Here is a 13,177-nt window from a genome sequence, read left to right as displayed (position 1 = left end):
ACCTTGACCGCCATCGACCCCACCGCCCACCTGACCGCGGAGCAGATCGAGGAGCTCGGCCGCGAGCTGGACGCGATCCGCGACGAGGTGATCGCCGGCCGCGGCGAGAAGGACGCCGCCTACATCCGCAAGGTCATCTCGGCGCAGCGCAAGCTCGAACTGGCCAGCAGGGCGGTCCTGCTGTTCTCGATCTTCCCGCCCGCCTGGGTGATCGGCACCGCCGGGCTGTCCGTGGCGAAGATCATGGACAACATGGAGATCGGCCACAACGTCCTGCACGGCCAGTGGGACTGGATGCGGGACCCGAAGATCCACTCCACCACCTGGGAGTGGGACCACGTCTCGCCGTCCGACCAGTGGCGGCATTCGCACAACGAGCTGCACCACACGTACACCAACGTGATCGGCAAGGACAACGACCTCGGTTACGGCATCATGCGCGTCGACGAGGACCAGAAGTGGTACCCGTTCCACCTCGGCCAGCCGCTGTGGAACTTCGTCAACGCCTGCTTCTTCGAGTACGGCATCGCGGCGTACGACCTGGAGCTCGGCAAGAACCTGCACAAGCGCCGCCGCAAGAACCCCGAGTTCCGCGCGCGGGCCAGGGCCGTCGGCCGCAAGATCCGCAAGCAGGTGCTCAAGGACTACGTGATCCACCCCCTGCTGTCGGGCCCGTCCTTCCTCACCACGCTCGCCGCCACGTTCACCGCGAACCTGGTCCGCAACATCTGGTCCCACTCGGTGATCATGTGCGGGCACTTCCCCGAGGGCGTGCGCGTCTTCGAGCGCCGGTCGATCGAGGGCGAGACACGCGGCCAGTGGTACCTGCGCCAGATGATGGGCTCGGCCAACATCAGCGGCAGCAAGGCCATGCACTTCATGACCGGCAACCTGTCGCACCAGATCGAGCACCACCTGTTCCCGGACCTGCCGAGCAACCGGTACGCCGAGGTCGCGGTGAAGGTGCGCGCGCTGTTCGAGAAGTACGAGCTGGAGTACGTCACCGGGCCGCTGCCCAAGCAGGTGTTCTCCGCGTGGCACAAGGTCTTCCGGCTCTCGCTGCCCAACCGGAAGCCCAAGACCGACGCGCCGCACCGCGAGAAGGAGCTCGTCACCGCCTGATTCCCGGTACCGGTTCATACCCTTTTCCCGGTACCGCTTCATGCCCTTCCGGCCGCACCGCTTCCGGCGGTCGCCGGAGCGACGAAGGCGGCCGCCAGGCCGAGGGCGGCGAGCAGGAGGAAGAGTTCCGGGTAGCCGCCCAGCGGTACGGCGAGGACGGCGGCGGCGAACGGGGCCAGCGCCGAGGCCGTCATGGCGGGGGCGCCGAGGAGCGCGGAGAGGCGGCCGTAGTGCCGGCCGCCCCAGCGGTCGGTGACCGCCGTGGCCTGGAGCAGGGTGAGGTTGCCCCGGACCATGCCGGCCGCGACGGACACCGCGATCACCAGGCCGTACGGGCCCGGCGTGACGGCGAGGGCCGCGGTGGTCAGGGCGCCGAGGGCGATGAGAGCGGTCGTACGGACCGTGGTCCCGGTGTGGCGGGCCAGCGGGGCGTAGAGGATCCGGCCGAAGGTCTGGCCCGCGCCGCCGAGTCCGAGGGCCCAGGCCGCCTGGGAGGTGCTGTAGCCGCGTTCGAGCAGGAGGGGGACGAGCGTGACGACGACCGCGTACATCGCGAAGGCCGAGAGGGTGAACGCGACCGCGAGCAGGACGAACGGTCGGCTGCGCGCCGTGGCGCCCGGACTCGTCCCCGTACCGCCGGCCGGAGCGGGCGGCGCCGGGGGCCACGGGGCTCGCAGGGCGAGGGCGTGGGCGGGGACCGTGACGACGGCGAGGACCGCCGCCAGTACGAGGTAGGTCTCGCGCCACGACAGCCGGTCGGCCAGGACGGCGGTCAGCGGGGCGAAGACGGTGGAGGCGAGGCCGCCGGCGAGGGTGACGATCGTCAGGGCGCGGACGTGGTCCGGGGCCCACCAGCGGGTGAGCGCGGCGAACGCGGGCTGGTAGAAGGTGGCCGCCATGGCGAACCCCGCCAGGAGCCACCCGGCGAAGAACACCGGCAGGTTCGGCGCCAGGGCCACGACCGCCAGGCTCAGGACCCCGGCCACGGAGCCCGCCGTCATGACCGTGCGCGGCCCGCGGCGGTCGATGGTCCGGCCGACCCGGATTCCGGCGAGGCCGGAGACGACCAGGGCGAGCGAGAACGCCGCCGTCGTGGCGCCGGTGGACCAGCCGGTCTCGGCCGTGATCCTCGGGTTCAGGACGGGGAAGGCGTAGTAGACGATGCCCCAGCTGGTGATCTGGGTGGCGCAGAGCGCGGGCAGGGCGGCACGGGGCCGCGACCGGTCCCCTGCTCCAGTCGCGGCCCCGTGGGTGTGGAGGTCGGTCATCGTGGGATCAGCAGCATCCACCGGCGACGGCCGGTGCGCCCGCCCCGTCGTCCGCGGAGTCCGCGGAGTCCGCCGAGCCGGCACAGCAGGCGCTGCCCTGTTGCTTCGTCAGGGTGTCGGCGTCGGCCTTGACCACGTACACCTCCCACGGTTCACGGCCGGGGCCCTGGACCCAGACCTTGTCCTGGAGGGCGTAGCAACAGGTGGTGTCGTTCTCCTCGGTGGTCGCCAGTCCCGCCTCCCCCAGGCGGGTGGTGGCGGCGTGGACCGCCTCCGTCGTGCCGACCTCCACCCCGAGGTGGTCCAGCCGGGTGTCCTCGCCCTCGGCTCCCTCGATGAGGACGAGCTTGAGCGGCGGTTCCTCGATGGCGAAGTTGGCGTAGCCGTCGCGGAGCTTGGCCGGTTCGGTGCCGAAGAGCCGGGTGTAGAAGGCGACGGACGCCGCCAGATCGGGGACGCGCAGGGCGAGCTGTACGCGGGACATCGTGTTCCTCCGGTTGCGGATGGACGGGTGAGCGGATGAGTGGGTGAGTGGTGCCGTCTCAGCAGCCGCCGGCCGCGGCCGGGGCTCCGACGCCGATCTGGAGCGCCGTCGGGGTCGCGCAGCAACCGCTGCCGTCGGCCACGCTGTCGTCCGGCTCGTCGAACAGGCCGGCTCCGCCGCAGACCCCGGTCTCGGGGAGGACGAGCTCGACGCGCTCGGCGGACGCGTGGTCCCCGGCGAGGGCGGCGACGACCGACCGGACCTGCTCGTAGCCGGTGAGGGCCAGGAAGGACGGGGCGCGTCCGTAGGACTTCATGCCCACGAGGTACACGCCCGGCTCCGGGTGTGTCAGCTCCTTCACGCCGTGCGGGTAGACGGTGCCGCAGGAGTGCTGGTTCGGGTCGATGAGCGGAGCGAGCTCGACGGGGGCCTGGAGCCTCTCGTCGAGGCCCAGGCGCAGTTCGTCGAGGAAGGTCAGGTCGGGGCGGAAACCGGTCAGGACGATGACCTCGTCGACGGGGTCGAGACGCCGGCCGTCCTCGGCGACCAGGACGAGGTGCTCGCCGTCCCGCTCGATCGCGTCCGTACGGAAGCCGGTGACGGCGTCCGCGTACCCCTCGTCGACCGCGGCCTTCGCCGCGAGTCCGAGGGCGCCACGCGCGGGGAGCTGGTCGGCGCCGCCTCCGCCGAAGGTGCTGCCCGAGAGGGCGCGGCGCAGGATCCAGGTCGCCCGGGTGTCCGTGCCGTCCGGGGACTTGGCGAGGGCTGCCAGCGAGGCGAGGGCGGTGAAGGCGGAGGCGCCCGAGCCGATGACGGCGACGCGCCGGCCCGCGTAACGGGCGCGCACGGCCGGGTCCTTGAGGTCGGGAACGCGGTAGGAGATCCGGTCGGCCGCCGCGCGCTCACCGAGTGCCGGGAGTCCGTCGCCGCCGGCCGGACTCGGGGTGGACCAGGTGCCGGAGGCGTCGATGACGGCCCGGGCGAGGAGGCGTTCCTCGCGTCCGTCGCCGTGGCGGACGTACACCGTGAAGGGCTGCTGCTCGCGGTCGGCGTCGACGACGCGGTCGCGGCCGGCCCGGGAGACACCGGTGACCCGGGCGCCGAGCCGGATCCTGTCACCGAGGGCGTCCGCGAGCGGCGCGAGGTAGGCGGCCACCCACTCGCCCCCGGTCGGGTACGTGTCCGGGTCGGGCTTCACCCAGCCGGTCGGGGTCAGGAGCTTCTCGGCGACCGGGTCGACGACCTCGCTCCAGGCGGAGAAGAGCCGCACGTGGGACCACTCCCGTACAGAGGTTCCCGGCTGGGATCCGGCCTCCAGGACCAGGGGCTCCAGGCCCCGGTCGACCAGGTGGGCCGCGGCGGCCAGACCGGCGGGACCCGCTCCGACGACCACGACGGGCAGCTGCTCGGTGGGGGTGGCGGTGACGTTCACGGCGCTTCTCCTTGCTGTTTCGACATCTGTCGATCTCTTGCACCTTCAGCATGGCGACTGATTCGACATTCGTCAACATAGACGTTCATCGAATTCAGAAGAGAGGAAGGGGCGAGGGAAGACGGCTTGGTTCGATACGTGTCAACATAGATGCATGTCGAACATGAAGATGCTGCCGATACTGGAGCCCGGGACGGAGCCCTGCTGCCCGCCGCTCACCGAGCGGCCGCTCACCGCCGAGGAGGCGGAGCGCACCGCCGTCATGTTCAAGGCACTGGGCGACCCGGTGCGGCTGCGCCTGTTCTCGGCCGTCGCCTCGCACGAGGGCGGCGAGGCGTGCGTCTGCGACATCTCCGACGTCGGCGTGTCCCAGCCGACCGTCTCGCATCACCTGAAGAAGCTGCGGGAAGCCGGGCTGCTCACCTCGGAGCGGCGCGGGACCTGGGTGTACTACCGGGTCGAACCCGCCGTACTCGCCGCCATGGGCGCACTCCTCACGAAGGCGGCCTCGGCCTGACCGGCGACAAGAACGCGAACGACGCCGACACCAGGAAGCCGCCCGGGTCGCCGGAGCGAGCTCATCGGCGCGGGCGTTCTAGACGCTGGCGTTCTCGGTGTCGGAGAGAAACGTCCCGAGCGAGGCCAGGACGCCGGGCGCCGGACGGTAGTAGACCCAGGTGCCGCGCCGCTCGGAGGTGAGCAGGCCCGCTTCCCGGAGCTTCTTGAGGTGATGCGAGACGGTCGGCTGGGAGACGCCGACGTCGGCTATGTCGCAGACGCACGCCTCCCCGTTGGGGTGCGAGGCCACTCGGGACAGGAGCCGGAGCCGGACGGGGTCGGCCAGCGCTTTGAACATCGCCGCCATGACCTCCGCATCCCGCTCGGACAGCGCCGCGGTCACGATCGGCGGGCAGCAGGCGGTGCCGGCAGCGCCGGCCGCGCCGACCCCGCCGGTTGCACCGGACACGCGCGCGGCCGGCTCGACCGAGGGGGCGGTCCTCACTCCGCGACCGCGGGACGGCCCATGACGGCGTCGGCGGCGCTGGGGAAGCACGCCACGCAGGCGACGTTGATGGAGTAGAGCATCGATGTCCCCTGGCGTTCACGCAGGACGAACCGCACGTCGGAGAGGAGCTTCAGGTGGTGTGACACCGTCGACTGCCCGACGCCCATCCGGTCCACGATCTCGCCGACGCTCATCGGTCCGGTCGCCAGCGCGAGGAGATTGAGGATCTGCACCCGGGTGGGATCGGAGAGGGCCTTGAACCAGGTCGCGTAGGACTCGGCCGTGGCTCGGTCGATCAGCTGGGCATTCATCGTACCGCTCATGATTCATCGATGTTATTCGATGACCACCCGCGACGGCAAGGTTCGCTCCGGACAGCGAGGGTCACATCCAGCCTGGGAGCGGCGAGGCCAAGCGCCAGGGCGCAGCAGGCGCCGTACGACCCATTGCTCGACATCCCTTTAATCGTCTATCATCGATATTCGATAAAGGGGATGCCGGTCGAGCCTCCCCAGGCGGCTCGCCACGTCCTCCGTACGTCCCCTCACGGCGCCGCTCCCCGCATGTGTCACCGTTTCAGAGAGGTTCACCCGTGGACGAATTGCGGGCCCTTGGCCTGTTCATCCTGCTTGAGGTACTGCACTACCTGCCGTGGTTCCTGGTCGCCATCGTCCTGGGCATCGCCGTACAGCGTCTGTCGATCGACGTGGTCGCGCGCCGGAGCTTCGCCCAGGGACGCAGGGGCGTCCTCGGCATCGCCATCGTCACGGCGATCGGCGCGTTCAGCCCCTTCTGCTCCTTCACCGTGATCCCGCTGATCCGCCGGTTCCTGATAGCCGGCGTCCCGCTCTCGGCGGTCATGTCCTTCTGGATCGCCTCCCCCTCCATGGACCCGGAGATCTACGCCCTCTCCGCCTCCCAGCTCGGGCTCCCCATCGCCACGGCCCGGCTCGTGGGCGCCCTGGTACTGAGCTTCGGCGCGGGCCTCATCGTCCTCGCGCTCGAACGGCGCGGACGCTTCGCGGACCCGCTGCTCGACTCCACGGAGGGGAAGACGACCACGAAGAGCTGCTCCCAGGAGCCGGAGACCGTGGCCGTCGCCGAGACGGCGTGCTCGACGGCGAAGGCCACCGTCCCCCAGCCCGTGACCGTCGGGGGCGGCGGCAGCAGCAGCAGCGCCGACGAGGGTCCGGCCGGGGGCGGTTGCGGAGGCTCCGCCGCACAGGAGTCGGCGCCCGCGGCGGGCGGCTGCTCCCCCGCTCCGCAGAACGACGCGGAGGACGACGGCACTCCGTGGCGCGTGCTCGTCCGGCGTGACATCAAGAACCTGAACGCCGTCGAGATCCTCAAGGAGATCGTCAGCGACTCCCTGATCCTCGGCAAGTGGCTGCTCCTCGCCATCGTCCTCGAGGCGCTGATCGTCCGCTACGTGCCCACCGACGTCGTCTCGGGCATCCTGGGCACCGACGGTGTCGTCTCCGTCCTGGTCGCCGGTCTCATCAGCGTCCCGCTGTACCTCAACGGCGTCGGCGCCATCCCCGTCGTCGAGGGCCTCCTGGACCAGGGCATGGTCGCCGCGGCCGGTGTCACCTTCCTCCTCGGCGGTGCCGTCACGACGATCCCGGCGATGGTGGCCGTCAAGAGCGTCGTGAAGGCCAAGGTCTTCGCGTTCTACCTCGGCGTGGGTCTCCTCGGCAGCGTGGGCATCGGCCTGGTCTCGCTGGCGATTCTCTGACCCTGAGCTCTTCCCTCACCCCCCACCCACGCTCCTGTGGCGGTCCCCCACCGCCACAGGAGCGTCGCCGTACCCGCCCCCGCGCCACCCTCGTGCGCGCCTCGCAAAGGAACCGAGCATGACCGTCCGCCCGCACACCACGATCACCCTCGCCCCCATGACGGACGACCACGCGCCGGCCGTCATGGCGATCTACCAGCAGGGCATCGACGAGGGGAACGCCACCTTCGAGACGGCGGCACCGCCGTGGAGCGCCTTCGACACCGCCAAGTCGCCCGCGCACCGGTTCGTCGCGCTCGACCCCCGAGGGCGGGTCGTCGGCTGGACGGCGGTGTCCCCCGTCTCGGCGCGCCCCGCGTACGCGGGCGTCGTCGAGCATTCCGTGTACGTCGATCCCGCGGCGCGCGGAACCGGCGTGGGACGGGCGCTCCTCACGGCGCTGATCGACTCCACGGAGAGGGCGGGGATCTGGACCGTCCAGGCGGGCGTCTTCCCCGAGAACGAGGCGAGCCTGGCCCTGCACGCGTCCGTGGGCTTCCGCGTCCTCGGCAGGCGGGAGCGCGTGGCGCGCCACCACGGGGTCTGGCGCGACGTCCTGCTCGTGGAACGCCGCAGCCCGGCGGTCGTATGACCGATGCCGGCCACCTCGGTGACCGGCATCGTTCGCGCGGGCGGAACCGCTCAGTCGGCCAGGGGGCGCGACCGCAGCTCGACCAGGGCGGGCGCGGCCTCCACGTCGGCCGCCACCTGCTCGCGGTCCTCGCCGACGGCGATGACGTAGCCGTACCGGTTCATGTACGCCCGGGGCGGGAGGGCCAGCCGGGTGCCGGGACCGGCGGTCGCGACCGCCGTGTGCACCGTGGGTCCGTACAGGTCGGTGCGGACGGTCACGTCGAGCGCCTCGCAGTCGGCCTCCGGGTAGAGGAACCGGATGGCCGCCGTCCGCCGCGCCTTCGGCGCGGTCTCGGGCGCGAGCCCGGCCGCGACCTGGGCGGCGGCGACCGCCGGGTCGGTACCGGTGGCGAGCATCCCTATGAGCGGGATGAAGTCGCCCCCGAGGCGCGCGTTGATCTCGACGAGGCGCGGCCCCTTGGGGGTGAGCTTGAACTCGGTGTGCGTGGCGCCGTGCGCGAAGCCGAGCGCCTGGTGGATGCGGTGCAGCTGGTCGAGGAGTTCGGGGTCCGTCAGCAGCGGGTCGGCGGCGTCGACGGTGTGGCCGGTCTCCTCGAAGTACGGGTCCATGCCGACCTGCTTGCGCGCCACGATCATCGGGGCGCACACGCCGTCGACGACGACCGCGTCGATGCTGATCTCGGGACCGGTGAGGTACTCCTCGACGAGGACGTCGGCCTCGTAGCGGGGCACCCCGGGCCAGTTGGCGGAGCTGGCCGCCTCGAAGGCCGCCTCGACGGCGTCCCCGTGGTCGGCCCGGACGACACCGAGGCTGCCGGCGAGTCCACGGGCCTTGACCACCACGGGGTATCCGGTCGCGTCGGCCGCGCCGCGCGCCTCGGCCGCCGTGGAGACGGGGGTGCAGGCCGGCTGGGGGACGCCGGCGGCCGTCAGGCGCTCCCGGGTGGTCGCCTTGTCGCGGCAGGCGAGCACCGCGTCGGGTGCGCTTCCGGGCAGACCGAGGGCCTCGGCGAGGCGCGAGGCGGCGTGCACGAGCGACTCGTCGTACGTGAAGACCCCGGCCACGGGGAACCGCTCCATGACCTGCTTCGCCTCGACGAGGAGTTCGTCGAGGTTCTTGGTGTCGAGGAGCGAGGACCCTTCCACGTACGGCAGTTGCCAGCTCGGCTCGTACGCGTCGAGGAGCCACAGGCGGAAGTGGCGGGAGACGGCGTCCACGATGTACTCCCGGTAGCGGCGGTCGCCGCTGCCCATGAGGAGCAGGACCGGAGCCTCGGTGGTGGACGACTGCGGGTGGGGTGTGACGGCCATGGCGGGAACTTTCGTGTCGACGTGAGGTCGATGCCGGGGCCGGCCGACGGGGCGGGGTCGGCACCCGGTTCGGCGACGGCGCAGTCGGCCGAAGGCCGACGGCCGGAACCCTGCCAGCGTCGAGCGATGTATGTCAATAGATCGATGAATGCCCCCGGACCTCGCCCGACCCTGATCGTCCCGGACAGGCCCTAGCAGGCGGCGCCGGACGGGAAGGCGCGCTTCCTGAGCTCCTGAAGGGCGTCCCAGCGGATCGAGAACCAGGCCCAGGTTCCCCGCTGCTCACGACGCAACAGCCCTGCCGTGGTGAGGATCTTCAGATGGCGGCTCACCGTGGGCTGCGCCAGGTCGAGCGACTCGGTCAGGTCGCAGACGCAGAGTTCTCCGGCCGGAGCCTGGTCGATGAGGTGGATGATCTGCAGACGGGTCTGGTCGGCCAGCGCCTTCAACCGGACAGTCAGCAGCTCGACTTCGTCGCGGTCGATCAGAAGGCCCGGGGGGCGGGGGGCGCAGCGCTCCGCGCTCAGATCCTCAATCGGTATGTCCGCCACAGGAATTGCCATCCGTACACCATACGAGTCGACAAGATCGCATGGCGATCCCGAGGATCGGTTTCCGCCAGTTGTTCACCCTGCGTTCACGCTCCGCTGCCACGGGCTCATCACAGAAGGGCCGCGACGGCCCGCGCGGCCTCGCGGGCGGGACGGCCGACGCCGACGAGGGTGGCCGAGGCGGGGCCGGTCCAGTCGCCGTAGCCGAGCAGGTGGAGTCGCGGCTCCCCGACAGCCTCCGTGCCCCGGGTGGAGATGTGTCCGCGAGGACCTCGGAGGCCGAGCGGGGCGAGGTGGGCGAGTGCGGGGCGGAACCCGGTGCACCAGATGATCGCGTCCGCCTCCGCCCGCGTGCCGTCGGCCCATTCGACGCCGGTCTCCGTCACCCGCGTGAACATCGGCTGCGCCTTGAGGAGGCCCGCGTCGCGGGCTTCGCGCACGGGCGGCACGGCGACGATGTCGCCGAGCGAGGCGACTCCCCCGCCGTCGACGCGGCCTTCGTCGAGGGCGCGACGGCGGGCGGTGGCGTGGTCGAAGAGGGCCCGTCCGTCGATGTCGTCGGCGAGGAACCGCGCGGGACGCTGGGTGACCCAGGTGAGGTCGGTGCCGTACGCGAGATCCGCCGCGATCTGCGCCCCGGAGTTCCCGCCTCCGACGACGATGACGCGCATCCCGGCGAACTCGCCGGACGTGCGGTACTCGACGGTGTGGAGCTGCCGTCCCCGGAAAACGTCCCGGCCGGGTACGGCGGGGAGGAACGGTCGCGACCACGTTCCGGTGGCGCTGACGACCGCGCGGGCGCGCCAGGTGCCGGAGTCGCTCTCGACCTGCAGGCGCTCGCCGTCGCGGCGGACCGCCCGTACGTGGACGGGGCGCCGGACGGGAAGCTCGTAGCGCTGTTCGTAGTCGGTGAGGTACGCGACGACATGGGCGGCGTCCGGGTACGTCTCACCGGGCTGCAGCGGCATGAGGCGGCCGGGCAGGGAGGAGTAGGGCGCCGGAGAGAAGAGGTGGAGCGAGTCCCAGGTGTGCTGCCAGGCTCCGCCGGGCGTCGGCTGGGCGTCCAGGACGACGAAGTCGAGTCCGCCGAGGCGGCGCAGGTGATACCCGGCGGCCAGTCCCGCCTGGCCGCCGCCGATCACGACGACATCGACATCCGCATCGGCATCGACCGTGCTGCTCATCTCTCCGGCTTCCTTCCGTGGGGGGTGGCGGGTCAGCGGGATCTACCGCAGGGCGGGAGCGAACTTGCTGCGCCAGGCCAGGGACACGTACACGAGCGCCACGAGTACGGGGACCTCGATGAGAGGACCGACGACGCCGGAGAGCGCCTGCCCGGAGGTGACGCCGAAGGTGGCGATGGCGACGGCGATGGCGAGCTCGAAGTTGTTTCCCGCCGCCGTGAAGGCCAGCGTGGCCGTCCGGTCGTAGTTCAGCCCGATCGCCTTGCCGAGCGCGAAGGTGCCGAACCACATCACCGCGAAGTACACGAGCAGCGGGAGCGCGATGCGGGCGACGTCCAGCGGCTGCGAGGTGATCGTCTTCCCCTGGAGGGCGAAGAGGATGACGATCGTGAACAGCAGGCCGTACAGCGCCCACGGGCCGATCTTCGGCAGGAACTTCGCCTCGTACGCCTCGCGGCCCATCCTCTTCTCGCCGATGCGGCGGGTGAGGAAACCGGCGAGGAGCGGGACGCCGAGGAAGATGACGACGTTCAGCGCGATCCTCCACATCGAAATGTCGAGGGTCTCGCCGTCCCCGAGGCCGAGCCGGCCGGGCAGGACGTCGAGGTAGAACCAGCCCAGCAGACCGAACGCGATCACTTGGAAGACCGAGTTCAGCGCCACCAGGACGGCTGCCGCCTCGCGGTCGCCGCAGGCGAGGTCGTTCCAGATGATGACCATGGCGATGCAGCGGGCGAGACCGACGATGATCAGGCCGGTGCGGTACTCGGGCAGGTCGGGCAGGAAGGTCCACGCCAGCGCGAACATGACGGCCGGGCCGACGATCCAGTTGATGACGAGCGACGAGACCATGAGCTTCTTGTCGCCGGTGACGGCGTCCAGCTTGTCGTACCGGACCTTCGCCAGCACCGGGTACATCATCACCAGCAGGCCGACGGCGATCGGCAGCGAGATGCCGCCGATCTCGACCTTGGCGAGGGCGTCGTTCAGGCCGGGGATCAGCCGCCCCAGGCCGAGGCCGAGGGCCATGGCGAGGAGGATCCAGACGGCGAGGAAGCGGTCGAGCGTCGACAGCTTCGCGACGACCGAGGGGTCCGCCGCCGGAGCGGGTGCCTGGGTGGGGCTCACGGGCAGGCCCTCTTGTTGTCGGTGGCGGTACGGGCGGACTCGGCCAGCTCCGCGAACTGGCCCGCGAGCCGGGCGACGACGTCCGGCACCAGGCGGTAGTACGTGAAGCGACCGCACGGCTCGGTCTCCACCACACCGGCTTCGCGCAGGACGCGGAGGTGGTTGGAGAGGTTGGTCTGCTTGGCACCCGTCTCCTCGACGAGGTGGGTGGTGCAGAGGGTCTCGCGGGCGAGCAGCGTCACGATCCGGAGCCTGAGGGGGTCGGCCAGAACTCGGATCAGATCAGCATCGACTGACGTCATCATGGACTGATACTGTCACATCACTCGCCGCTGATACCAGCGGGGACTGACCTCTTGCCCGCAAGGAAGAACCGATGACCACCGCTCCGCTCGCCTCCGTGCTCTTCGTCTGCATCCACAACGCGGGCCGCTCCCAGATGGCCGCCGGCTTCCTGGACCACCTGGCGGGCGACCGCGTCGAGGTCCGCTCCGCCGGCTCGATGCCGGGCGACCGGGTCAACCCGGCCGCGGTCGAGGCGATGCGGGAGGTCGGCGTCGACATCTCCGACCAGAAGCCGAAGGTGCTGACCACCGAGGCCGTCCAGGCGTCCGACTACGTCATCACCATGGGCTGCGGCGACGCCTGCCCGGTCTTCCCCGGCAAGAAGTACCTCGACTGGGCCCTGGAGGACCCGGCGGGGCAGGGCGTGGAAGCCGTCCGTCCGATCCGCGACGAGATCAAGGTCCTGATCGAGGGCCTGATCGCCGAGATCGACGCGAAGCGGCAGCCCTGACCCGCACACGCCGTCGGGCGGCCCCCTGGCCACCGGCCCCTGCTCGTCACGTTGGCGGATGTGACGGGCGGGGGCCGGTTCCCGTTGCGGGGCAGGGGTGGGGCGGGGCGCCGATGAGGATGTCGGCGGCGCCGGGGAACTCGGTGACGCACCGGGGGTTGACGGCGTACAGGATGCTGGAACCGGCCCGGCGTCTGGTCAGGAAGCGGACGTCGTAGAGGATCTTCAAGTGGTGTGAGACGGTCGACTGGTTGAGACCGAGATGGGCGACGATCTCCCCCACCGGCACGGGCCCCGGCCGCCCGCTGAGGAACCGCATGATGCGGATGCGCGTGGGGTCGGCCAGGGCCCGGAACCAGCGGGCGTACTCCTCGACGGTCTCCCGGTCGAGCGAGGTGTCGGACATGGGCATCCTTCAACGGGCCGTGGGGGGGGGGGGGCGCGCCGGCCCCCGCCCCGGTTTGTCGGGGTTTTAGCAGCACGTTGGGCCCCGGGCGGCCACAACCGGGGGGGGGTGGAGCGGCGTG

Annotated in this window: 16 protein-coding genes; 5 read left to right on the top strand and 11 right to left on the bottom strand. The window is 71.2% G+C overall.

Annotation, left to right across the window (positions count from 1 at the left end; genetic code table 11):
* Positions 1 to 3: 3 nt before the first annotated feature.
* Positions 4 to 1,122 (top strand): fatty acid desaturase family protein, encoded by a 1,119-nt coding sequence (locus ACFC0Z_RS01805; RefSeq protein WP_376431650.1) that lies wholly within the window; start codon positions 4 to 6, stop codon positions 1,120 to 1,122.
* 38 nt (positions 1,123 to 1,160) lie between these two features.
* On the opposite strand, the gene ACFC0Z_RS01800 is transcribed toward ACFC0Z_RS01805, so the two are convergent.
* The 3 genes from ACFC0Z_RS01800 to ACFC0Z_RS01790 are packed head-to-tail and all read right to left on the bottom strand — an operon-like array spanning position 1,161 to position 4,306.
* Complete coding sequence (locus ACFC0Z_RS01800) at positions 1,161 to 2,390, bottom strand: MFS transporter (protein WP_376431648.1); 1,230 nt, start codon at positions 2,388 to 2,390, stop codon at positions 1,161 to 1,163.
* A 7-nt stretch (positions 2,391 to 2,397) separates the two neighbouring features.
* Positions 2,398 to 2,874, bottom strand: a complete 477-nt coding sequence (locus tag ACFC0Z_RS01795) for an ArsI/CadI family heavy metal resistance metalloenzyme (protein ID WP_376431646.1) — start codon at positions 2,872 to 2,874, stop codon at positions 2,398 to 2,400.
* Between the two features lie 58 nt (positions 2,875 to 2,932).
* A complete protein-coding gene (locus ACFC0Z_RS01790; RefSeq protein ID WP_376431644.1) occupies positions 2,933 to 4,306 on the bottom strand; it encodes an FAD-dependent oxidoreductase in 1,374 nt (457 codons plus the stop codon).
* A 154-nt stretch (positions 4,307 to 4,460) separates the two neighbouring features.
* On the opposite strand from ACFC0Z_RS01790, the gene ACFC0Z_RS01785 reads away from it, so the two are divergent.
* Positions 4,461 to 4,823: an ArsR/SmtB family transcription factor gene (locus ACFC0Z_RS01785; protein WP_376431642.1), complete on the top strand. Its 363-nt coding sequence runs from the start codon at positions 4,461 to 4,463 to the stop codon at positions 4,821 to 4,823.
* 78 nt (positions 4,824 to 4,901) lie between these two features.
* Here ACFC0Z_RS01785 and ACFC0Z_RS01780 read toward each other — a convergent pair whose 3' ends face one another.
* Both ACFC0Z_RS01780 and ACFC0Z_RS01775 read right to left on the bottom strand, forming a co-directional pair.
* On the bottom strand, positions 4,902 to 5,273 hold the full coding sequence (locus ACFC0Z_RS01780) for an ArsR/SmtB family transcription factor (protein WP_376431640.1): 372 nt from the start codon (positions 5,271 to 5,273) through the stop codon (positions 4,902 to 4,904).
* 32 nt (positions 5,274 to 5,305) lie between these two features.
* Positions 5,306 to 5,635 carry an ArsR/SmtB family transcription factor gene (locus ACFC0Z_RS01775; RefSeq protein WP_376431638.1) on the bottom strand — a complete coding sequence of 110 codons (330 nt, stop codon included), beginning with the start codon at positions 5,633 to 5,635 and terminating at the stop codon, positions 5,306 to 5,308.
* A 269-nt stretch (positions 5,636 to 5,904) separates the two neighbouring features.
* On the opposite strand from ACFC0Z_RS01775, the gene ACFC0Z_RS01770 reads away from it, so the two are divergent.
* Together ACFC0Z_RS01770 and ACFC0Z_RS01765 are read left to right on the top strand one after the other, a co-directional pair.
* Positions 5,905 to 7,047, top strand: coding sequence for a permease (locus ACFC0Z_RS01770; protein WP_376431636.1), 1,143 nt, complete (start codon positions 5,905 to 5,907; stop codon positions 7,045 to 7,047).
* Positions 7,048 to 7,165: 118 nt separating this feature from the next.
* Entirely contained in the window at positions 7,166 to 7,678 is a 513-nt protein-coding gene (locus ACFC0Z_RS01765; protein WP_376431634.1) for a GNAT family N-acetyltransferase, read from the top strand.
* 50 nt (positions 7,679 to 7,728) lie between these two features.
* On the opposite strand, the gene ACFC0Z_RS01760 is transcribed toward ACFC0Z_RS01765, so the two are convergent.
* From ACFC0Z_RS01760 to ACFC0Z_RS01740, 5 genes are all read right to left on the bottom strand, one after another.
* Entirely contained in the window at positions 7,729 to 8,991 is a 1,263-nt protein-coding gene (locus tag ACFC0Z_RS01760; RefSeq protein ID WP_376431632.1) for an ATP-grasp domain-containing protein, read from the bottom strand.
* Positions 8,992 to 9,182: 191 nt separating this feature from the next.
* Positions 9,183 to 9,554: an ArsR/SmtB family transcription factor gene (locus tag ACFC0Z_RS01755; RefSeq protein ID WP_376431630.1), complete on the bottom strand. Its 372-nt coding sequence runs from the start codon at positions 9,552 to 9,554 to the stop codon at positions 9,183 to 9,185.
* A gap of 98 nt (positions 9,555 to 9,652) precedes the next feature.
* Entirely contained in the window at positions 9,653 to 10,726 is a 1,074-nt protein-coding gene (locus ACFC0Z_RS01750) for an ArsO family NAD(P)H-dependent flavin-containing monooxygenase (protein WP_376431628.1), read from the bottom strand.
* A gap of 42 nt (positions 10,727 to 10,768) precedes the next feature.
* Complete coding sequence (arsB, locus tag ACFC0Z_RS01745; RefSeq protein ID WP_376431626.1) at positions 10,769 to 11,854, bottom strand: ACR3 family arsenite efflux transporter; 1,086 nt, start codon at positions 11,852 to 11,854, stop codon at positions 10,769 to 10,771.
* Entirely contained in the window at positions 11,851 to 12,159 is a 309-nt protein-coding gene (locus tag ACFC0Z_RS01740) for an ArsR/SmtB family transcription factor (RefSeq protein ID WP_376431625.1), read from the bottom strand. The genes arsB and ACFC0Z_RS01740 overlap by 4 nt, the downstream gene beginning before the upstream one ends.
* A 71-nt stretch (positions 12,160 to 12,230) precedes the next feature.
* Between ACFC0Z_RS01740 and ACFC0Z_RS01735 the strand changes: the two genes are divergently transcribed.
* Positions 12,231 to 12,650: an arsenate reductase ArsC gene (locus ACFC0Z_RS01735; protein ID WP_376431623.1), complete on the top strand. Its 420-nt coding sequence runs from the start codon at positions 12,231 to 12,233 to the stop codon at positions 12,648 to 12,650.
* 46 nt (positions 12,651 to 12,696) lie between these two features.
* On the opposite strand, the gene ACFC0Z_RS01730 is transcribed toward ACFC0Z_RS01735, so the two are convergent.
* The gene (locus ACFC0Z_RS01730) at positions 12,697 to 13,056 is read right to left on the bottom strand and encodes an ArsR/SmtB family transcription factor (RefSeq protein ID WP_376431621.1); all 360 of its coding nucleotides are present in this window, start codon (positions 13,054 to 13,056) and stop codon (positions 12,697 to 12,699) included.
* Between the last annotated feature and the right edge of the window lie 121 nt (positions 13,057 to 13,177).

The organism is Streptomyces sp. NPDC056144 (assembly GCF_042264145.1).
Lineage (GTDB): Bacteria > Actinomycetota > Actinomycetes > Streptomycetales > Streptomycetaceae > Streptomyces.
Note: the sequence above shows the minus strand (reverse complement) of the source record. Positions and strands in the feature narration are given on the sequence as shown.